Below are 19553 nucleotides of genomic sequence, written 5' to 3'. Positions count from 1 at the left end.
ATTACGCGACTTGGGGAAAAATATTTCGCGGTGACCGGAAAGTGGCCCAAACACCAGGACCGGCCCGGTGACAGGCGGGTGTCTGATAGATGTGGACCCTTGTATGAGGACCGCCCCCCGATTGCCGGCCGGTCCAAGGCCTCGAAGAGATACGGGACCACGGTGATGAGCGCCCCAACCCCGGCACCCGGTGACGACCGACCCCGCGAGGGGTACTACCCCGACCCGTCCATTCCCGGATACGTCCGGTACTGGAACGGCGCTTCCTGGGTGCCCGGCACCAGCCGGCCCGCCCCGCAGCAGGGCGAACCGATGCCCGCCGCACCCCCGGAGGACGAGACGGCACCGCCGGCCCCCGCCGCGGTGGACGAGACCGGTCCGGTCTTCTTCGACGAGGAGCCGTACGAGGGCAACCGCCCGGAACCGGCCACCGCCTGGCAGGCCGACGTCTCCCGGCAGAACGGCTTCGGCGGCGAGCGCGACCGGCGGGTCTCCTGGGGCGGGAACCCCGAGCCCCGGACCGCGCAGACCGCCGATCCGCGGACGCCCGCGGGCGGTTCGCCCGAAGCCCGCACCCCGGCCGACGCCGCCCCGGCGGACCGGGCCCCCGCCGACCCGCGCCGGCCCGCCCCCGCGGACCCCACCGGCGGCGCGCTGCCCGGCATGCGCGACGGCGGCGGCCAGACCCCGGAGAACACCGTCGCCATCCGGGTCGGCCGCCCCGCCCGCCCCGGCGGCGGAACCGGTGACACCGGGCGCCCGCCCGCCGACGGCACCGTCACCATCCGGGCCGTGGGCCCGGCCGGCAGCGCGCCGGGCCCGCGCGACGCTCAGCAGCCGTCCACCGAGGGCACGATGTCGATCCGGGCGATCGCACCCGGCAACGCCCCGGCCGCGCCCGCCGCCCCGCAGCCCTCCGCACAGCCCGCTGTGCCCGCCCCGGCACCGCCCCGGCAGTCCGCGCCCCCGGCCGTCCCCGGAGAGCTCAACAGCCCGCTCACGCCCGGCCCCGGCGGCGGCTCCGCCTCCTGGGCGCAGCAGGTCCATCAGCTGGCCCGGCCCGAACAGCCCGCCGGGCCGCAGCCGCAGGCGCCCGCGCAGCAGCAACAGCCCGCTTTCCCGCAGCAGTCGCAGCAGTCCCCGCAGCCCGACCAGCCCGTCGTGCCCTGGAAGCCCCCGGTCAACGACCACTTCCAGCAGCTCGCGGCGGCCCGGACATCGGCCCGGCCGGCCGCACTCGGCAAGCGGTTCGCCGCCCGGCTCATCGACACGGTGGTGCTCGGCGCCCTCGTCGGCGCCGTCTCGGTGCCGCTCGCGACGCGGGCGGCGGACCATGTCAACGAGAAGATCGAGGCGGCCAAGCTGTCCGGCGAGACGGTCACCGTCTGGCTGCTGGACTCCACCACCGCGGGTCTGGCGGGCGTCGTCCTCGGCGTCTTCCTGGTGCTCGGCGTCCTCCTGGAGGTGCTGCCGACCGTGAAGTGGGGCCGTACGCTCGGCAAGAAGCTCTGCGGGCTCGACGTCCGGGACATCGAGTCCCACGACGCACCGGGCTTCGGCGCCGCCCTGCGCCGCTGGCTGGTCTACGGGGTGCTGGGCCTCCTGGTGATCGGCGTGGCCAACGTGGCGTGGTGCCTGTTCGACCGGCCGTGGCGGCAGTGCTGGCACGACAAGGCGGCGCGCACCTTCGTCGCCGGCTGAGCGGGGCGCCCGCGTCCCGGAGCGGCGCGGGAGCGACCCGCACGGCTGACGGCCCTTCGGGTGAGGGCCGTCGGACGGATCCCGTTCCCCCGAACGCACCTGAGCCGTTGCGGGGGCCCGTGCGGCGGGGTGCACTGCCCCCATGAGCAACGATCAGCCGACGTCCGGTCAGCCGCCCGAGGACGACCCGTTCCTCAAGAGGCCGCAGGAGCCCCAGCCGCCGTCATCCGGCTCGCCCTACGGCAGTGCGCCGCCCCCGCCCCCTCCGCCGCCGCCGCCGTACGATCCCGGCCCCTACGGCGCCGGGGGAGCCGGCGGGACCGATCCGCTGGCGGGCATGCCGCCGCTGGCCGAACCCGGCAAGCGGATCCTGGCCCGGCTGATCGACTTCCTGATCATCTCGATCCCGCTGTACCTGATCTCGCTGCCCTGGGGCGGCGCGGTCGAGATGTCGGACAACAACAACGACGACGACGTCGGCGACATCTTCGCCCAGACCTACAGCGGGCATCAGCTGCTCTGGTCGCTGATCGCCCTGGTGGTCTACGTCGCCTACGACACGTACTTCACGCACAAGGACGGCCGCACCCTGGGCAAGCGGCTGCTGAAGCTGCGGGTCGCGATGCTCAACGACGGCAGGGTGCCGGACACCGGCAGCGCGTTCCTGCGGGCCGTGGTGCTGTGGCTGCCGGCGCTGCTGTGCTGCCCGTGCCTGTGGTGGCTGATCAACATCGTGCTGATGTTCACGGACAAGCCCTACAAGCAGGGACTGCAGGACAAGGCGGCCAAGACGGTGGTGGTGGTCACCAACTGACGGACCGGCCGGAAGGGTGTGTCGGCACCCCTCCGGCGGTGGCGGTCAGCGCCGCAGCGAGTGCTCGCCGACGCGCTCCGAAGCGGTGCGCGCGGCCGGGATCCTGCTCTGTACGGGGTCGAGGGTGCGGCCCTCGGTCCCGGCATCGGCGGGGACGGCGTCACGGTGTGCGGACACCGTGGCGGTCGTCCTCGCCGCTTTCGCTGTGTTCCCTCGGGCGGGCCGGGGAACGGTGACGGCCACCAGCAGGCCGAGCGCGAGCGCGGCCGTGCCGATGACGGAGATGCCGATGCCCGATTCGGTACGGGACAGCAGCAGCATGGCGAGGGTCGAGAAGACGACGGTCACCGAACCGTAGGAGAGCTGTGCAGCAGTGGGACGCGGCATGGCGGTATCCGTCCTCGGGACGTCGGATGGGCGGTCTCTCGACACGGTCTCGCTGTCGAGTGACTCTACGACGGTGGATGCCCGAGCGGAACGGGTAGTAAGCGTCACCTAACCCACGGTACCGGTGCACGGGGGGCGCACGGAGTCATGCCGCGCGCCGATCGGCCGATTCAGCGCGCCGGTTGGGGGTGTCGGAGTCGTCCGGATAGCGGAAATGTGCTCCTGCATAGTGCACTTGGTCTGTTCAAGTCAAGGTCTGTCTTTTCTTCCGTAACTCCGGTCGAATGTCGTCACTTGTGACGCGTTTCCGCGCGCGGCCCCTTCACACTCCCAGGCCGTAGCCGCGGGCGCCGGGGAGGACTGCATCACGTGATCATTAAGAGACGGGCGCTTCGCACCGGAGCGGTTGTCGTGGCCATGGCCGCGACCGCCGCCACCGCATCGGCCTTCGCCACAGCTCAGGCAGATGACCAGGCGTCAGGTACCGCCGCCTCCGCCATCGACCGCCGGGACCCGGGGTCGGCCAAGGGCGACGCGCACAACCTGGACGGCCCGTTCAGCAAGCAGCAGGACGCCCAGCGTCAGGCCGCCCTGGAACAGGTCATATCCGGCGACAAGAAGGTGACTGCGCGCAGCGGTTCCAAGGTCGTCAAGCTCGACGACAACAAGTACGTCGAGCTCGGCCGCGAGAAGACCGACAAGATCTTCACCGTGCTGGTGGAGTTCGGCAACCAGGTCGACAACACGACCATGTTCGACCCGGACGGCGACGGCCCCAAGCCCGCCGTCCCGAAGTACGGCGGCACGCCGGGCCCGGCGCACAACAAGATAGCCAAGCCGGACCCCAAGAAGGACAACAGCACCGCCTGGCAGGCCGATTACAACCAGGCCCACTTCCAGGACCTGTACTTCGGCGAGGGTGCCGGCAAGAACTCGCTCAAGACGTACTACGAGAAGACGTCCTCCGGGCGCTACTCGGTCGAGGGCGAGGTCTCCGACTGGGTCAAGGTCCCGTACAACGAGGCACGCTACGGCTCGAACTACTGCGGTTCGACCAACTGCGCCAACGCCTGGGACATGATCAAGGACGGCGTCAACGCCTGGGCCGCGGACCAGAAGGCCAAGGGCCGTACGCCCGAGCAGATCAAGGCGGATCTCGCCCAGTACGACCAGTGGGACCGTTACGACTTCGACGGTGACGGCAACTTCAACGAGCCCGACGGCTACATCGATCACTTCCAGATCGTGCACGCCGGCGAGGACGAGTCCGCGGGCGGCGGTGCCGAGGGCACCAACGCCATCTGGGCGCACCGCTGGTACGCGTACGGCACCAACGCCGGCGCCACCGGCCCGGCCGACAACAAGGCCGGCGGCACCCAGATCGGTGACACCGGCATCTGGGTCGGTGACTACACCGCGCAGCCCGAGAACGGCGGCCTGGGCGTCTTCGCCCACGAGTACGGCCACGACCTCGGCCTGCCGGACCTGTACGACACGACCAACACCGCCGAGAACTCGGTCGGTTTCTGGTCGCTGATGTCGGCCGGTTCCTGGCTCGGCACCGGTAAGAACAGCATCGGTGACCTGCCCGGCGACATGACCGCCTGGGACAAGTTCCAGCTGGGCTGGCTGGACTACGACGTGGCCAAGGCCGCGACGAAGTCCACCCACAAGCTGGGGGTGTCCGAGTACAACACCAGCAACAAGCAGGCGCTCGTCGTCGAACTGCCCGACAAGGCGGTCACCACCGCCGTCACGACGCCCGCCGAGGGCGCCAAGCAGTGGTGGAGCGACGCGGGCGACAACCTCAACAACACCCTGTCCCGTCCGGTCGACCTGACCGGCAAGTCCAAGGCGTCCCTGGACCTTTCGGGCTGGTGGGACATCGAGAAGGACTACGACTACCTCTACACCGAGGTGTCGGACAACGGCGGCACCAGCTGGACCGCGATCGACGGCACCGCCGACGGCAAGGCCATCCCGCGCGACGCCAGTGACAAGCCGGCCCTGACCGACGTCTCCGGCAAGTACCAGAAGCTCTCGTACTCGCTGGACGCCTACGCGGGCAAGAAGATCGACATCCGCTTCCGCTACGCCACCGACGGCGGCGCGGGCGGCGTCGGCTTCGCGGCCGACACCATCGCGGTCAACGCCGACGGTGCCGCGCTCTTCACGGACAACGCCGAGGGCGACGACAACGGCTGGACCGTCAAGGGCTTCTCCCGGGTGGGTGCGTCCTTCACCAAGGACTACCCGCAGCGCTACATCGCGGAGAACCGCCAGTACGTCTCGTACGACACGACCCTCAAGGTCGGCCCGTACAACTTCGGTTTCGCCAACACCCGTCCGGACTGGGTGGAGCACTACCCGTACCAGAACGGCCTGCTCATCTGGCTGTGGGACGGTTCGCAGAAGGACAACAACGTCTCGACCCACCCGGGTCAGGGCCTGATCCTGCCGATCGACGCGCACGCCAAGCCGCTCAAGTGGTCGGACGGCACGATCCTTCGCAACAAGATCCAGCCCTTCGACGCCCCGTTCAGCTGGTACCCCACCGACGGCTTCACGCTGCACAACGGTGACGTGGCCACGAAGATCAAGCCGCAGCTCGGCGTTCCGGTCTTCGACGACCACAAGGGCACCTACTGGTACAAGGAGAACAAGACCGGAAGCGTGCAGGTTACTGACACCAACACCCGGATCTCGATCATCAGCGAGCCGCTCAGCGGCTCCACGATGACCGTCCAGGTGGGTCCCTCGCACAAGTAATCCGGTAACACCGCAGGTCAGAGCATGATCGGCCGTCGCCCTCTAGCGGGCGGCGGCCGATCGTGTTTAGGTGCCTCTTATTCGGTTTCTTATTGACACGACGTCTCACGGGGGAGCGTGGAGCATGGCAGGCGGAGGATTCAGCAAATTGCCGAACGGCAGTGTGGTCGTCGCGATCACGCTGCCGAGCCCGGCGGAGGGCGTGGGACCGGGCACCCCGGTCCGCGTCCTGGTGCACGCGGCCAACCGGGCCAGGGCCCTCACCCGGCTGCGGAACCTGGGCCTGCGCGCCGTCTACCTCCGCGGCAACGCCGAGCCGCCCACCCCGGACGAGATCACCGCCGTCCTGCACCACCCCGACGGCGTCCTGTGGCGCGCGAGACCCGAGCGGGCCCAGGAGCTCTGGCACCCGATCCGGGCCCTGCTGCGGCCCGCCCTGCCGGCCCGGCAGAGCTGAACCGGACAGCCGGGCGGGCCGGGGCTCAGACCACCGGCTTGCCCGAGAGCACCACGCCCGCGTCCCGCAGCTCGGCCAGTGCCCGGTCCGTCGTCGCCTCGGCGACGCCGGCCGTCAGATCCAGCAGTACGTGCGTGGCGAAGCCCTCACGGACGGCGTCCAGGGCGGTGGCCCGCACGCAGTGGTCGGTCGCGATGCCGACCACGTCGACCTCGGTGATCCCGCGGTCGCGCAGCCACTCGGCCAGCCCCACACCGTTCTCGTCCTGGCCCTCGAAGCCGCTGTACGCGGCCGCGTAGGCACCCTTGTCGAAGACCGTGTCGATCGCGCCGGAGGCGACCGCCGGGGCGAAATTGGGGTGGAAGCCCACCCCTTCCGTACCGGCGACGCAGTGCGCGGGCCAGGAGTGCTCGAAGTCCGGCGCCTGCGAGAAGTGGTCACCGGGATCGATGTGGTGGTCACGGGTGGCCACCACGTGCCGGTAGCCGGGCTGGGCCTCACCGATCAGGTCGGTGATGGCGGCGGCGACATCGGCACCCCCCGCCACCGCGAGGCTCCCGCCCTCACAGAAGTCGTTCTGAACGTCCACGACGATCAAGGCGCGGTGCATGGCGGGTGTCCTTCGGTGGGGGAGAGGCGGTCACGGGGGTGGCATCGAGCCTAGGGAATCGGACGGCACAATCAAGCCCGTCCGGCAATTGAGGACAAAGCGATCAACGGGCGCCCCGGCACCCCGCGCCGAACCCCACCCCGCGCTCACACGTACTCCGTGGGCAGCACCGGCTCGCCCCGCGACAGCTGCATCGCCGACATCGGCAGCCCCGCCCGCGCCGCGATGTGCCGCTCCCGCGCCGCGTCCAGCGGCTCCCGGGCGACCACCTCGCCGCCCCTGACCAGCTCCACCAGCAGCTGCCGGCCGGCCAGCTCCGGCGGCACCGGACCGGTCCCGATCACCTCGGCCTCGGCCACCCCGTCCTCGTCCAGCCGGCGCGCCGCCCACTTGCGGCCGCCGATCGAGGACTTCGCGCCCATCGACTTCTTCGCCACCGGCAGCAGCTCGTCCGCCGGATCGGCCGACGAGGCGCGGGCCACCAGCTTGTAGACCATCGAGCAGGTGGGCTGCCCGCTGCCGGTGACCAGCTGCGTGCCCACCCCGTACGCGTCCACCGGCGCCGCGGCCAGCGAGGCGATGGCGTACTCGTCCAGGTCCGAGGTCACCACGATCTTCGTGCCCGTCGCGCCCAGCTCGTCCAGCTGCTGGCGCACCCGGTGCGCGACCAGGAGCAGGTCACCGGAGTCGATCCGGACCGCTCCCAGCTCCGGACCGGCCACCTCGACCGCCGTACGGACCGCCGCGGTGACGTCGTACGTGTCGACCAGCAGCGTCGTGTCCCGCCCCAGCGAGTCGACCTGGGCCCGGAACGCGTCCCGCTCGGAGTCGTGCAGCAGGGTGAAGGCGTGAGCACTCGTCCCGACGGTCGGGATGTTGTAGCGGAAGCCCGCGGCCAGGTCGGACGTGGTGTCGAAGCCGCCGATGTACGCGGCACGGGCCGAGGCGACCGCCGACAGCTCGTGCGTGCGCCGGGCGCCCATCTCGATCAGCCTGCGGCCGCCCGCCGCCGCCGACATCCGGGAGGCCGCCGCGGCGATCGCCGAGTCGTGGTTGAGGATCGAAAGGATCACCGTCTCCAGCAGCACGCACTCGGCGAAGGAGCCCTCGGCCCGCAGGATCGGCGAGCCCGGGAAGTACACCTCGCCCTCCGGGTAGCCCCAGATGTCGCCGCTGAAGCGGTAGTCCGCCAGATAGTCGAGCGTCGGCCCGTCGACGATGTGCTGGTCGCGCAGGAAGGCGAGCATCTCGTCGTCGAAGTGGAAGTTCTCCACCGCGTCCAGCACCCGTCCGATGCCCGCGACGACGCCGTAGCGCCGCCCCTCGGGCAGCCGGCGGGTGAACGCCTCGAAGACCGAGCGCCGGCCGGCGGTGCCGGCCTTCAGTGCGGCCTGCACCATCGTGAGCTCGTACTGGTCGGTGAAGAGCGCGGTCGACGGCACACCGACCCGTCGCCCAAGGTCCGCTGAGTTCATGCCGGGGATGCTACCCCTATTTCGTCAAAGTGACGAGATGTAGGCGCCGCGCCCGGCGCGCTGCCGGGGCCGTTTGTGCGATGCCCCCTCCCGAGTGGCAGCATGGGGTAGGTGAGCGTCGCCCCCGTAGAGATCGAACGTCCCGAATCGGCCGAGGAGAACCTCGTTGTCCCCGAGCCCGACGTCCCCTGGGTGACGCTGGTCCACAACGACCCGGTCAACCTCATGAGCTATGTGACCTATGTCTTCCAGGCCTACTTCGGCTACTCCAAGGACAAGGCCCACAAGCTGATGCTCGACGTCCACCAGAAGGGCCGCGCCGTCGTCTCCAGCGGCAGCCGCGAAGAGATGGAACGCGACGTCCAGGCCATGCACGGCTACGGACTGTGGGCCACCCTCACCCAGGACCGCAACTAGTGCCCCTCCCGGCACCCGCACGCTCCGCCCCCGCCCCGCCCGACCACCATCGGAGAGAACCCATGGCCGGCCACTTCGAGGCCACCCCCGGCGGCGGCGCGGCCGTCGCGCTCGACGAGGTGGAGATCGCGATCCTGCGCTCCCTCGCCGTGCAGCTGCTCGAACTCATCGGCCCCGGCGACGAACCCGCCGAGGGCGAGGACCCGCTCGCCGCCCTCTTCGCCGAAGGCCCCAGCGAACCGCCGTCCGACCCCGCCCTGGCCCGCCTCTTCCCCGAGGCCTACGGCGACGACGACAGCGAACTGCGCGCCGCCTCCTCCGAGTTCCGCCGCTTCACCGAGAACGACCTGCGCACCCGCAAGCGCGACGACGCCCTCCTCGTCGTCCGCACCCTCGACGCGCTCACACCCGCCGGGGACGGCGCCGCCGTGCTCAGCCTCGGCCCCGACGAGTGCCGCAGCTGGCTGGGCTCCCTCAACGACCTCAGGCTCACCATCGGCACCCGGCTGGAGGTCTCCGACGAGGACGGCGGCGAGGACGGCTCCCTCTACCGGCTGCCCGACAGCGATCCGCGCAAGCCCATGGTCATGGCCTACCTCTGGCTCGGAGCGCTCCAGGAGACCCTCGTCGAAACGCTGATGCCCTAGCCCGTCCGGAGCGGGGTGTGTTCGCTCAACGGACCCTCAAATCCGAATAACGATCGCGTCACCTGATCGGTCTTTTTTGCAGCGCCTGAACACCGTTGTCCGCTTTTTCCTGTGGCGTGCGCCACATAATGTCCGGTGGATCGCCGAGGGACCCGTGATAAATCTTCACGACCACTCGGGGACGCCACCCCTGTTCCCGGGTAGGCGCGACGAGTCCGGCAACCACCGGCAGCACTCCATCCATATCCGGGGGGATCAGGACCTGATCCGCAGCCGCAAAGGCTCGGATCAGCGTGGAGAAAGGCGCACACATGACATCGGCGCAGATCGACGACAAGGGACCGGACGGCCCGCACGCCGCAGCCGCGGATGCCACCACGTCCGCCGAGGGCTACCAGCGCGCTCTCGGCGCCCGCCAGATCCAGATGATCGCGATCGGCGGTGCCATCGGCACCGGCCTCTTCCTCGGCGCGGGCAAAGCCATCGCCAAGGCCGGACCCAGCCTCATCCTGGCGTACGCCATCGCGGGCCTGGTGATCTTCTTCATCATGCGGGCCCTGGGCGAACTCCTCATGTACCGCCCGGTCTCGGGCTCCTTCTCGGAATACGCCCGGGAATTCATCGGCCCCTTCGCCGGCTTCGTCACCGGCTGGACCTACTGGCTGTTCTGGGTCGTCACCGGAATCACCGAAGTCACCGCCGCGGCCCAGTACATGACGTTCTGGTTCGACATTCCACAATGGGTGTCCGCACTGATCTTCACGATCATCCTGTACGGCGTGAACCTGATCTCCGTGAAACTGTTCGGTGAACTCGAGTTCTGGTTCTCGATGGTGAAGGTCACCGCCATCGTCGGCATGATCCTCATCTGCGCCGGAATTCTCACCCTCGGCTTCTCCGACGCCGGCGACACCGCGTCCGTCACCCACCTCTGGGCCGACGGCGGCTTCTTCCCGCACGGCATCAAGGGCACCCTGATGACCCTGCAGATCGTGATGTTCGCCTTCCTCGCCGTCGAACTCGTCGGCGTCACCGCGGGCGAGTCCAAGGACCCCAAGACCGTCCTGCCCAAGGCCATCAACACCGTGCCGTGGCGCATCGCCGTCTTCTACGTCGGCGCCCTCATCATGATCCTCTCGGTGGTCCCCTGGACCGAGTTCTCGCCGGACGTCTCCCCGTTCGTCGAAGCCTTCGAGAAGATGGGCCTCGGGCTCGGCGCGGGCATCGTCAACTTCGTCGTCCTGACCGCCGCGCTCTCCTCCTGCAACTCCGGGATGTACTCCACCGGCCGCATGCTCCGCGACCTCGCGCTCAACGGCCAGGGCCCGAAGGTCTTCACCCGCCTGACCAGGAGCGGCACCCCCCTCGTCGGCACCACCGTCTCGGCCGCCCTCATGCTCGTCGGCGTCTGGATCAACTACCAGTGGCCCGGTGACGCCTTCACCTACGTCGTCTCCTTCGCCACCATCTCCGGCATGTGGGCCTGGATCATGATCCTGATCAGCCAGATCCGCTACCGCCGCCTCGCCGACCGCGGAGAGCTCCCGCAGTCCACCTTCCGGGCCCCCGGCGCCCCGTACACCAGCGTCTTCGCCCTCGCCTTCATCGGCGTCGTCATCGTCATGATGGGCATCGACAAGGACACCCGGATCTCGCTCTACTGCGCCCCGCTGTGGGCCCTGATCCTCGGCGTCTCCTACCTGGTCCTCAAGGCCCGCAACCCCGGGAACAAGGCCTTCGCCGGCCGCTGAGCCGAAGGCCCCCGCCAGGGCGATTCCACGATGCGGGCCCTCACGTACCACTCCTCGGTACGTGAGGGCCCGTCGTCCTATCCTGGCGCCATGCTGACCATCACCCAGGCTCTGTACGACCAGATCGTCGCGCACTCCCGCGAGGACCACCCCGACGAGGCGTGCGGCGTGGTCGCCGGGCCCGCCGGAACCGGCCGCGCCGAACGCTTCATCCCCATGCTCAACGCGGCCCGCTCGCCCACGTTCTACGAATTCGACTCGGCCGACCTCCTCAAGCTCTACCGCGACATGGACGACCGCGACGAGGAGCCCGTGATCGTCTACCACTCGCACACGGCGACCGAGGCCTACCCCTCCCGCACCGACGTCACGTACGCCAACGAGCCCGGCGCCCACTACGTCCTCGTCTCGACCGCCGACACGGACGGGTCCGGGCCCTTCCAGTTCCGCTCGTACCGCATCGTGGACGGCGAGATCACGGAGGAGGACGTCGAGGTGGTCGAGGCGTACCCCGCCCCCTGACCACGGCACCCGCGACGCCCGGACAGGGCCGCCGGCCCGGCCCTGTCCACCTGTTGAACGCCAACCATCCACCAGGTGAGATCACATTCCGGATCCCGGACCGGGAATCGATACGATGAGCGCATGGTTCCCCATGACGTGAGCGACAAGACGCCGGGCATGCTGCTCGTGGCGCGCCTGCACGTCGACCTGTGCCGGCTCGCCAGCGCGATCTGTACGAACCACCGGACCGCCCGCCCCGAGGCCTGAGCAGGGCCGGGGCCCGGCGCCGCCCCACCCGACGCCACCCTTCACGCACCACCCCCTGCGCGGGGGCAGAGCCGCGCGCCCCACGCCCACCGCCACCACTCCGCTTCGACAGGAGCCCACGCCATGGCCATCGAGGTCCGCATCCCGACCATCCTCCGCACCTACACCGACGGCGCCAAGGCCGTCGAGGGCAACGGGGACACCCTCGCCGACCTCTTCACGGACCTGGAGAGCCGCCACACCGGCATCCGTGAGCGCATCGTCGACGGAGACCAGCTGCGCCGCTTCGTGAACGTCTACCTCAACGACGAGGACGTCCGCTTCCTCGACGGCATCTCCACCAAGCTCAGCGACGGCGACAACATCACCATCCTCCCGGCCGTCGCCGGCGGCATGAACTGATGCGCTATGACAGCCCGCTCGCCGCAGTGGGCAACACCCCGCTCGTCCGCCTGCCGCGGCTGTCACCGTCGGACGACGTCCGCATCTGGGCCAAACTGGAGGACCGCAACCCGACCGGCTCGATCAAGGACCGCCCCGCGCTCCACATGGTCGAGCAGGCGGAGAAGGACGGCCGGCTCACCCCCGGCTGCACCATCCTGGAACCCACCAGCGGCAACACCGGCATCTCGCTCGCCATGGCGGCCAAGCTCAAGGGCTACCGCATCGTCTGCGTGATGCCGGAGAACACCTCCCAGGAGCGGCGCGACCTGCTCGCCATGTGGGGCGCCGAGATCATCCCCTCCCCGGCGGCGGGCGGCTCCAACACCGCCGTCCGCGTCGCCAAGGAGCTCGCGGCCGAGCACCCCGACTGGGTGATGCTCTACCAGTACGGCAACCCGGACAACGCGGGCGCCCACTACGCCACCACCGGCCCCGAGATCCTCGCCGACCTCCCCTCCATCACCCACTTCGTGGCCGGCCTCGGCACCACGGGCACCCTCATGGGCGTCGGCCGCTACCTGCGCGAACACGTCGAAGGCATCCAGATCGTCGCGGCCGAGCCGCGCTACGACGACCTCGTCTACGGCCTGCGCAACCTCGACGAGGGCTTCGTCCCCGAGCTCTACGACGCCTCGGTCCTCACCACCCGCTTCTCCGTCGGCTCCGCCGACGCCGTCACCCGCACCCGCGAACTCCTCCAGCAGGAGGGCATCTTCGCGGGCGTCTCCACCGGCGCCGCGCTCCACGCCGCGATCGGTGTCGGCAACAAGGCGGTCAAGGCCGGGCAGCCGGCCGACATCGCCTTCGTCGTCGCGGACGGCGGCTGGAAGTACCTGTCGACGGGCGTCTACACCGCGCCCACGACGGAAGCGGCGATCGAGACGCTCCAGGGCCAGCTCTGGGCGTAGCCGCCCGCGCCTTTCGCCCACCCGGACGCCGGGGGCCTCGGACCACACCGGTCCGGGACCCCCGGCGTCCGCCGTTCTGCGGGGGCGCTGCCCCCGTACCCCCGCTCCTCAACCGCCGGAGGGGCTTGATCTTGCCGCCGCAGGGCGAATCGCAGCCGCGAAAGTCAGCCTCGCCGGCGTTCGAGGCGCGGGGTCCGGGGCGTAGCCCCGGATACGGGAAGGGGCGGGGCGGGGAACAGGCCCGCCGCAGGCGCACCCGCCCCGGGCGCACCCCCCCCGGGGACGCCCCGCTTCCATCGAACCGGTGACAGCACAGGTGAGTTCCCCCACAACGGCACGCCCCGAAGGAGCGACCGGCTCTTTCGCGCCTTACGCTCAACAAACGCTCAACGATCCGCACGAACCCTCCCCGTTCCCACGTCTCGGAGGTTCACGCTCCATGAAGCTCACCGTCGTCGGATGCTCCGGCTCGTTCCCGTCCACGGGATCGGCATGCTCGAGCTACCTCGTAGAGGCCGACGGCTTCCGGCTGCTCCTCGACATGGGCAACGGCGCCCTCGGCGAGCTGCAGCGCCATGTCGGTCTGTACGACCTCGACGCCATCTTCCTCAGTCATCTCCATGCCGATCACTGCATCGACATGTGCGCGTACTTCGTCGTCCGCTACTACCCGCACGACGGCGGACGCCCGGCCCGCATCCCGGTCTACGGTCCCGACGGCACGGAGCAGCGGCTCACCACCGCCCACGCCGACACCCCGTCCGACCACGCGATGAGCGAGGTCTTCGACTTCCACACGCTGAAGCCCGGCTCGTTCGAGATCGGCCCCTTCTCGGTGCGTACGGAGAAGCTCTGCCACCCCGTCGACACGTTCGGCATCCGCATCGAGCACGGCGGCAGCTCGCTCACGTACTCCGGCGACACCGGCACCTGCGAGGCCCTGGACGAGCTGGCGCAGGGCGCCGACCTGTTCCTCTGCGAGGCGTCGTTCGTGCACGGCAAGGAGGACATCCCGGACCTCCACCTCAACGGCCGCGAGGCGGGTGAGCTCGCCGCCCGGGCGCGGGTGGGGCGCCTGGTCCTCACCCACATCCCGCCGTGGACCGACGCCGACCGCAACCTGTCCGACGCCCGCGAGGTCTTCGCCGGACCGACGGAGCTGGCGGTGCCGGGCGCGGTGTACGAGATCTAGGGTCCGGTCCCGCGTACGACGAAGCCCTCACCTTCCGCCGGGAAGGTGAGGGCTTCGAGCTGTCGCGGGGCCGACGGGGCTTACGCCTTGGTCAGGTCCTCGACCTCTTCCTCGGGCTCGCGGCCCGGGGTGGTGAGGTTGAACTTGGTGATCGCGAAGCGGAAGAGCACGTAGTAGATGGCTCCGAAGACGAGACCGATCGGGATGATCAGCCACGGCTTGGTGGCCAGGTTCCAGTTCAGTGCGTAGTCGATGAAGCCCGCCGAGAAGGTGAATCCGGCGTGCACGCCGAGCGCCCAGGTGACGGCCATCGAGAGGGCGGTCAGGACCGCGTGGATCGCGTAGAGCAGCGGCGCGATGAACATGAACGAGAACTCGATCGGCTCGGTCACACCGGTGACGAACGAGGTCAGCGCGAGGGAGATCATCATGCCCATCACGGCCTTGCGGCGCTCGGGGCGAGCGGCGTGGGCGATGGCGATGGCGGCGGCCGGGAGGCCGAACATCATGATCGGGAAGAAGCCCGACATGAACTGGCCCGAGGTCGGGTCACCGGCGAAGAAGCGGTTCAGGTCACCGTGCACGACGGCGCCCGTCGCGTCGGTGAAGTCACCCAGCTGGAACCACGAGACCGTGTTGACGAACTGGTGCATGCCGACGGGCAGCAGCGCGCGGTTGATCAGGCCGAAGAGGCCGGCACCGAAGGAACCGAGGCCGGTCATCCACTCGCCGAAGTTGGATATGCCCTCACCGATGGGCTCCCAGACCAGGCCGAAGAAGACACCGAAGATCACACCGACGAAGGCCATGATGATCGGGACGAGACGGCGGCCGTTGAAGAAGCCGAGCCAGTCGACCAGCTTGGTGCGGTGGAACTTCTGCCACAGGATCGCCGTGACGAGACCCATCAGGATGCCGCCCAGGACACCGGGGTTGTTGTACGTCGCCGCGGTGTCCGCGCCCTTCTGGATCACCGCTTCGGTGACCGGGAAGGCCTTGAGGACGTTGCTGTAGACCAGGAAGCCGACGAGCGCGGCCAGTGCCGTGGAGCCGTCCGACTTCTTGGCGAACCCGATGGCGACACCGATGCAGAAGAGCATCGGAAGGTTGTCGAAGACCGCGCCGCCCGCGGTGGCGAACACGGAGGCGACCTTGTGCCAGCCGAGGCCGTCGTCACCGAAGACGTCGGGCTGGCCGAGACGGAGCAGAATGCCCGCGGCCGGCAGCACGGCGATCGGCAGCTGGAGGCTGCGTCCCACCTTCTGCAGGCCCTGGAACAGGCCGGAGCCCCGCTTCTTCGCGGGGGCCGCCGTGGCGGTGGCCGTACTCATCAACTTCCTCCAGTAGGCAAGGCGCCGCCAGGGACAGGGTGTTTGGGTGGGCGACGACTCGAGAAACGCGCCGCAGAAGCGGCGCGTGGTCTGGACCACTGAGTGGTGTAGACCAGTTGTAGCACGGTGAGGGTTAGATAAGGAACCTGCAATTTCCGACTACTTCGCAGTAGCCATCACCCACGCACAGTGACATGCCGAAGGCCCCCGGACCGGTGGGTCCGAGGGCCTTGGCCGAACAGGGCGTTCGCCCCGTGAGCAGCTACTTCGTGAGGTCCTTCTCCAGTTCCTCCTCCACCTCGTCGGGCTCGCGGCCCGGCGTCTGGAGGTTGAATCTGGTGATCGCGAACCGGAAGATCACGTAATACACGACGGCGAAGGCCAGACCGATCGGGATGATCAGCCAGGGTTTCGTCGCCAGACTCCAGTTGATGACGTAGTCGATCAGGCCCGCCGAGAAGCTGAAGCCGTCCTTCACTCCGAGCGCCCACGTCACCGCCATCGACACACCCGTGAGCACCGCGTGGATCGCGTACAGCAGAGGCGCGACGAAGAGGAACGAGTACTCGATCGGCTCCGTGATTCCCGTCACGAACGACGTCAGACCGACCGAGATCATCATGCCGCCGACCGCCTTGCGGCGATGCGGCTTCGCGCAGTGATAGATCGCCAGCGCCGCCGCGGGCAGTGCGAACATCATGATCGGGAAGAAGCCCGTCGTGAACTGACCGGCCGTCGGGTCACCGGCCAGGAACCGGTTGATGTCACCGTGCACCATCGTCCCGTCCGGTTTGGTGTAGTCACCGAACTGGAACCAGACGAACGTGTTCAGGAACTGGTGCAGCCCGAAGACGAGCAGGGCGCGGTTCGCGATGCCGAAGATGCCGGAGCCCAGCCAGTTCAGATCCACCAGCCACTCCGAGAAGCTGGTCAGCGCGTCACCGACCGGCTGCCACAGCCAGGCGCAGAGCGCCGCGAAGAGCAGACCCACGAACGCCATGATGATCGGGACGAGCCGGCGGCCGTTGAAGAAGCCCAGCCAGTCCACCAGCTTCACCCGGTGGTACCGCTGCCAGAACCAGGCCGACATCAGGCCCATCACGATGCCGCCGAACACCCCCGGGTTCTGGTACTCGGCCGCCGTCACCTGCGCGTCGTCCGTCACGCACGTACCGAACCAGGTGCCGCCCGAGACGAACGTCGAACCGCTGTCGCAGTCCACCGGGAACGCGTGCAGCACCGCGTAGTAGACGAGGAAGCCCGTCACGGCGGCCAGCGCCGTCGACCCGTCCGACTTCTTCGCCATGCCGATCGCGACACCCACGCAGAACAGCAGCGGAAGACCGAGACCCGAGTCCAGCAGCGCACCACCGGCCGCCGCGAACACCTTGGCGAGGTTGTCCCAGCCCAGACCCTCGTCACCGAACACATCCGGCTGGCCGAGCCGGTTCAGGATGCCTGCCGCCGGAAGGACGGCGATCGGGAGCTGAAGGCTGCGCCCCATCTTCTGGAGGCCTTGGAAGAGGCCGTTCCACCACTTCTTCTGTGGGATCGCGGCGCTGCTCGTCGAGCTCATCGGCATCCTCCCGGAACCAGTCACATTTGGCGGTCGTTGCAGACTGGTGTAGACCAGTTGCGGTACGGTGCGGAGCCCGCCCGGAAGACAGGGCGCCGGTGATCGTCATCATTGGTGATGGTTCGGCTACTCGCTCGCGAAGTTGGGCCAACCGTGCGTTACCGTGACGAAACGGACCCATGGTGGGCCGTCGCATGTTCGTGAAAAACCAGGGAGAAGGCCATGGCCAGCAAGGCTGAGAAGATCGTCGCCGGGCTCGGCGGAATCGAGAACATCGAAGAGGTCGAGGGCTGCATCACCCGCCTCCGCACCGAGGTCAAGGACGCGAGCAAGGTCGACGAAGCCGCGCTCAAGGCCGCCGGCGCCCACGGCGTCGTCAAGATGGGCACCGCGATCCAGGTCGTCATCGGCACCGACGCCGACCCCATCGCCGCCGACATCGAAGACATGATGTGACCCACCGCTGAACCCGACCGGGCCAACCCCCGGCACGCCGCAGGCCCCGTCCACCCGGACGGGGCCTGCGGCGTACACGGCACACCCCCCGGCACCCCCGCCCCCGGGCGCCGCCCCCCGATCAGCGCACCCGCACCGCCAGAATCGCCACGTCGTCCGAACTCTCACCGTCATCCAGGCACGCCTCCACCAGATGCCCGCACAGATCACCCACATCCGAGGGCGCCGCCAACGCCGCCGCACGCAGCCGCTCCAGCCCCACCCCCAGCTCCTCCCCGCGCCGCTCCACCAGACCGTCCGTGTACAGCACCAGCAACGCCCCCGCCGGCAGCTCGAACTCGTCCGCCTCCGCATCCCACTCGTCCACCACACCCAGCGGAACCCCCTGCCCCGCACGCAGGAACCGAGCCCCCGAATGGTCCACCAGCAACGGCGGACAATGACCGGCCGACGCCACCACCGCACGCCGCTCCTGCGGATCGACCGTCATGTACAGCACCGTCGCCAGATCCGTCAGCGCCATGTCCTGACTCAACGCGTTCAGATCCGACAGCACCGCCACCGGATCCTCCCCCTCCACCAACGCGTAACTGCGCAACGCCGTCCGCAGCTGACCCATCGCCGTCGCCGCCCGCAACCCCTTGCCCATCACGTCACCCAGCGCCAGCCCCGCCTTCCCGCCCGGCAACGCCATCACGTCGTACCAGTCACCCCCGGCCTGCATCCCCCGCGCCCCCGGCAGACTGCACGCCGCGACCTGCACCCCGGCGATCTCGGGCAGCGTCTGCGCCAGCATCGACTGCTGAAGCGTCCCGGCGATCCGCCGCTCACGCTCGTACAGAAGATTGTTCTCGACCATCTGCCCGGCGAACCGGCAGTACGTCCCCACCAGCTGCCGCTGCCGCAGCGTCGGCCGCCCCGGCTCCCGCCACGCCCAGGCCACCACACCCAGCCGCCGGCCCGACGTGGTGCTCAGCGCCAGCGCGTACACCCGGCGGAACCCCGCCGCACGCCCCAGCTCACGCACACGCGGCGAACACGACGGATCCGTCTCCACGTCCTCCACGATCAGCGCACCGCCCGCCGCCTCCGCCTCGTCCACCAGGAACCGCCCCGGCGGCAACGCCTCCACCGCCTCACGCACCGACCGCACATCCGCCGGCATCCCGTACAGCGCACGCGTCCGCATCACGGCACCGTCCTCGTCCCGCAGCCGCGCCACACCCATGTCCGCCCGCAACAGCCGGGCACCCTCGCCCAGCACCTGATGCAGCGTGCCGTCCACACTGTCGTGATCCGTCAGCCGCTCCGACAGACCGTGCACCCAGGTCGCATCCTCCAACTGCTCGGCCAGCCTGCGGTTCACCTCGTCCAGATCATCGGCCGACCGCCGCTGCTGGGACACGTCATGGAGGAACGCCACCGCCAGCGGCAGCTCACCGGGACCGAAGTCCAGCGGAACGGCACTGATGTCCAGCCACAGCGCCCGCTCGCCCTGCGGCATGTACCGCACCTCGGCCCGCGCCGGACGACGCAGCCCCAGCGCCACCCCGAGCGGCGACTCGGCGAACCGCAACGGCTCGCCGTTGCGGTCGCTAAAGGACGTGGCGGCCCGGGCCAGCCCGCCCGGCTCCTGCGGCACCTGCGCCCCGAACAGCTCCGCCAGCCGCCCGTTCGAGTACACCGTCGTCGCCCCCTGCTCGGCGGAAGCGATGACGATCCCATGCGGCGCACCCTCCAGGACCTGGACGGACGCGAGGTGGTCCGACAGGGGCAGACGCGGTGCGGCAGGCTGCGGCCGGATTGTCCGGCTCGAAGGGAGGGACATCAAGATCTTCCTGTGAGTG

General features: G+C 69.5%; 19 protein-coding genes. 13 read left to right on the top strand and 6 right to left on the bottom strand.

Annotated features, from left to right (window positions below; translation table 11 throughout):
• Nucleotides 1-165 precede the first annotated feature (165 nt).
• The gene (locus OG408_RS14850; protein WP_326670259.1) at nt 166-1701 is read left to right on the top strand and encodes an RDD family protein; all 1536 of its coding nucleotides are present in this window, start codon (nt 166-168) and stop codon (nt 1699-1701) included.
• 142 nt (nt 1702-1843) lie between these two features.
• Nucleotides 1844-2515: an RDD family protein gene (locus OG408_RS14845; protein WP_266779321.1), complete on the top strand. Its 672-nt coding sequence runs from the start codon at nt 1844-1846 to the stop codon at nt 2513-2515.
• Nucleotides 2516-2560: 45 nt separating this feature from the next.
• On the opposite strand, the gene OG408_RS14840 is transcribed toward OG408_RS14845, so the two are convergent.
• The gene (locus OG408_RS14840; protein WP_266779319.1) at nt 2561-2902 is read right to left on the bottom strand and encodes a hypothetical protein; all 342 of its coding nucleotides are present in this window, start codon (nt 2900-2902) and stop codon (nt 2561-2563) included.
• A 369-nt stretch (nt 2903-3271) separates the two neighbouring features.
• On the opposite strand from OG408_RS14840, the gene OG408_RS14835 reads away from it, so the two are divergent.
• Nucleotides 3272-5671: an immune inhibitor A domain-containing protein gene (locus tag OG408_RS14835; RefSeq protein ID WP_266779317.1), complete on the top strand. Its 2400-nt coding sequence runs from the start codon at nt 3272-3274 to the stop codon at nt 5669-5671.
• Nucleotides 5672-5795: 124 nt separating this feature from the next.
• Nucleotides 5796-6128 carry a hypothetical protein gene (locus OG408_RS14830; RefSeq protein WP_266779315.1) on the top strand — a complete coding sequence of 111 codons (333 nt, stop codon included), beginning with the start codon at nt 5796-5798 and terminating at the stop codon, nt 6126-6128.
• A 25-nt stretch (nt 6129-6153) separates the two neighbouring features.
• On the opposite strand, the gene OG408_RS14825 is transcribed toward OG408_RS14830, so the two are convergent.
• A complete protein-coding gene (locus OG408_RS14825) occupies nt 6154-6738 on the bottom strand; it encodes an isochorismatase family protein (RefSeq protein ID WP_266779313.1) in 585 nt (194 codons plus the stop codon).
• A gap of 146 nt (nt 6739-6884) precedes the next feature.
• Nucleotides 6885-8213, bottom strand: coding sequence for a nicotinate phosphoribosyltransferase (locus tag OG408_RS14820; protein ID WP_326670255.1), 1329 nt, complete (start codon nt 8211-8213; stop codon nt 6885-6887).
• Nucleotides 8214-8324: 111 nt separating this feature from the next.
• Here OG408_RS14820 and clpS point away from each other — a divergent pair, with 111 nt between their 5' ends.
• The 8 genes from clpS to OG408_RS14780 all read left to right on the top strand — a co-directional run bounded on the left by clpS (nt 8325) and on the right by OG408_RS14780 (nt 14343).
• Entirely contained in the window at nt 8325-8630 is a 306-nt protein-coding gene (gene clpS / locus OG408_RS14815) for an ATP-dependent Clp protease adapter ClpS (RefSeq protein WP_018555894.1), read from the top strand.
• A 62-nt stretch (nt 8631-8692) separates the two neighbouring features.
• Nucleotides 8693-9277, top strand: coding sequence for a DUF2017 domain-containing protein (locus OG408_RS14810; protein WP_266779307.1), 585 nt, complete (start codon nt 8693-8695; stop codon nt 9275-9277).
• 311 nt (nt 9278-9588) lie between these two features.
• Nucleotides 9589-11028, top strand: coding sequence for an amino acid permease (locus OG408_RS14805; RefSeq protein WP_266779305.1), 1440 nt, complete (start codon nt 9589-9591; stop codon nt 11026-11028).
• A 90-nt stretch (nt 11029-11118) separates the two neighbouring features.
• Nucleotides 11119-11550 carry a M67 family metallopeptidase gene (locus OG408_RS14800; RefSeq protein ID WP_285563740.1) on the top strand — a complete coding sequence of 144 codons (432 nt, stop codon included), beginning with the start codon at nt 11119-11121 and terminating at the stop codon, nt 11548-11550.
• A gap of 123 nt (nt 11551-11673) precedes the next feature.
• Nucleotides 11674-11799: a putative leader peptide gene (locus OG408_RS14795; RefSeq protein ID WP_266786633.1), complete on the top strand. Its 126-nt coding sequence runs from the start codon at nt 11674-11676 to the stop codon at nt 11797-11799.
• Nucleotides 11800-11922: 123 nt separating this feature from the next.
• Nucleotides 11923-12201: a MoaD/ThiS family protein gene (locus tag OG408_RS14790; RefSeq protein WP_266779301.1), complete on the top strand. Its 279-nt coding sequence runs from the start codon at nt 11923-11925 to the stop codon at nt 12199-12201.
• On the top strand, nt 12201-13151 hold the full coding sequence (locus tag OG408_RS14785; RefSeq protein WP_266779299.1) for a PLP-dependent cysteine synthase family protein: 951 nt from the start codon (nt 12201-12203) through the stop codon (nt 13149-13151). The genes OG408_RS14790 and OG408_RS14785 overlap by 1 nt, the downstream gene beginning before the upstream one ends.
• Nucleotides 13152-13590: 439 nt before the next feature.
• A complete protein-coding gene (locus OG408_RS14780; RefSeq protein ID WP_326670249.1) occupies nt 13591-14343 on the top strand; it encodes an MBL fold metallo-hydrolase in 753 nt (250 codons plus the stop codon).
• Between the two features lie 80 nt (nt 14344-14423).
• On the opposite strand, the gene OG408_RS14775 is transcribed toward OG408_RS14780, so the two are convergent.
• Complete coding sequence (locus tag OG408_RS14775) at nt 14424-15674, bottom strand: PTS transporter subunit EIIC (protein WP_266779295.1); 1251 nt, start codon at nt 15672-15674, stop codon at nt 14424-14426.
• A 262-nt stretch (nt 15675-15936) separates the two neighbouring features.
• A complete protein-coding gene (locus OG408_RS14770) occupies nt 15937-17250 on the bottom strand; it encodes a PTS transporter subunit EIIC (protein ID WP_285563739.1) in 1314 nt (437 codons plus the stop codon).
• 222 nt (nt 17251-17472) lie between these two features.
• Between OG408_RS14770 and OG408_RS14765 the strand changes: the two genes are divergently transcribed.
• Complete coding sequence (locus tag OG408_RS14765) at nt 17473-17706, top strand: PTS glucose/sucrose transporter subunit IIB (protein ID WP_266779291.1); 234 nt, start codon at nt 17473-17475, stop codon at nt 17704-17706.
• Nucleotides 17707-17827: 121 nt separating this feature from the next.
• On the opposite strand, the gene OG408_RS14760 is transcribed toward OG408_RS14765, so the two are convergent.
• Nucleotides 17828-19534: a GAF domain-containing SpoIIE family protein phosphatase gene (locus OG408_RS14760; protein WP_266779289.1), complete on the bottom strand. Its 1707-nt coding sequence runs from the start codon at nt 19532-19534 to the stop codon at nt 17828-17830.
• Nucleotides 19535-19553: the final 19 nt, after the last annotated feature.

It is taken from the genome of Streptomyces sp. NBC_01257 (assembly GCF_035917255.1).
Lineage (GTDB): Bacteria > Actinomycetota > Actinomycetes > Streptomycetales > Streptomycetaceae > Streptomyces.
This window is presented reverse-complemented; position numbering and strand designations above follow the sequence as displayed.

What these genes read in the sequence shown, in the direction of transcription:
- OG408_RS14850 (WP_326670259.1), top strand. Translation starts at nt 166, where the DNA reads ATGAGCGCCCCAACCCCGGCACCCGGTGACGACCGACCCCGCGAGGGG.
- OG408_RS14845 (WP_266779321.1), top strand. Translation starts at nt 1,844, where the DNA reads ATGAGCAACGATCAGCCGACGTCCGGTCAGCCGCCCGAGGACGACCCG.
- OG408_RS14840 (WP_266779319.1), bottom strand. Translation starts at nt 2,902, where the DNA reads ATGCCGCGTCCCACTGCTGCACAGCTCTCCTACGGTTCGGTGACCGTC.
- OG408_RS14830 (WP_266779315.1), top strand. Translation starts at nt 5,796, where the DNA reads ATGGCAGGCGGAGGATTCAGCAAATTGCCGAACGGCAGTGTGGTCGTC.
- OG408_RS14825 (WP_266779313.1), bottom strand. Translation starts at nt 6,738, where the DNA reads ATGCACCGCGCCTTGATCGTCGTGGACGTTCAGAACGACTTCTGTGAG.
- OG408_RS14820 (WP_326670255.1), bottom strand. Translation starts at nt 8,213, where the DNA reads ATGAACTCAGCGGACCTTGGGCGACGGGTCGGTGTGCCGTCGACCGCG.
- OG408_RS14810 (WP_266779307.1), top strand. Translation starts at nt 8,693, where the DNA reads ATGGCCGGCCACTTCGAGGCCACCCCCGGCGGCGGCGCGGCCGTCGCG.
- OG408_RS14805 (WP_266779305.1), top strand. Translation starts at nt 9,589, where the DNA reads ATGACATCGGCGCAGATCGACGACAAGGGACCGGACGGCCCGCACGCC.
- OG408_RS14800 (WP_285563740.1), top strand. Translation starts at nt 11,119, where the DNA reads ATGCTGACCATCACCCAGGCTCTGTACGACCAGATCGTCGCGCACTCC.
- OG408_RS14795 (WP_266786633.1), top strand. Translation starts at nt 11,674, where the DNA reads ATGGTTCCCCATGACGTGAGCGACAAGACGCCGGGCATGCTGCTCGTG.
- OG408_RS14790 (WP_266779301.1), top strand. Translation starts at nt 11,923, where the DNA reads ATGGCCATCGAGGTCCGCATCCCGACCATCCTCCGCACCTACACCGAC.
- OG408_RS14785 (WP_266779299.1), top strand. Translation starts at nt 12,201, where the DNA reads ATGCGCTATGACAGCCCGCTCGCCGCAGTGGGCAACACCCCGCTCGTC.
- OG408_RS14780 (WP_326670249.1), top strand. Translation starts at nt 13,591, where the DNA reads ATGAAGCTCACCGTCGTCGGATGCTCCGGCTCGTTCCCGTCCACGGGA.
- OG408_RS14775 (WP_266779295.1), bottom strand. Translation starts at nt 15,674, where the DNA reads ATGAGTACGGCCACCGCCACGGCGGCCCCCGCGAAGAAGCGGGGCTCC.
- OG408_RS14770 (WP_285563739.1), bottom strand. Translation starts at nt 17,250, where the DNA reads ATGAGCTCGACGAGCAGCGCCGCGATCCCACAGAAGAAGTGGTGGAAC.
- OG408_RS14765 (WP_266779291.1), top strand. Translation starts at nt 17,473, where the DNA reads ATGGCCAGCAAGGCTGAGAAGATCGTCGCCGGGCTCGGCGGAATCGAG.
- OG408_RS14760 (WP_266779289.1), bottom strand. Translation starts at nt 19,534, where the DNA reads ATGTCCCTCCCTTCGAGCCGGACAATCCGGCCGCAGCCTGCCGCACCG.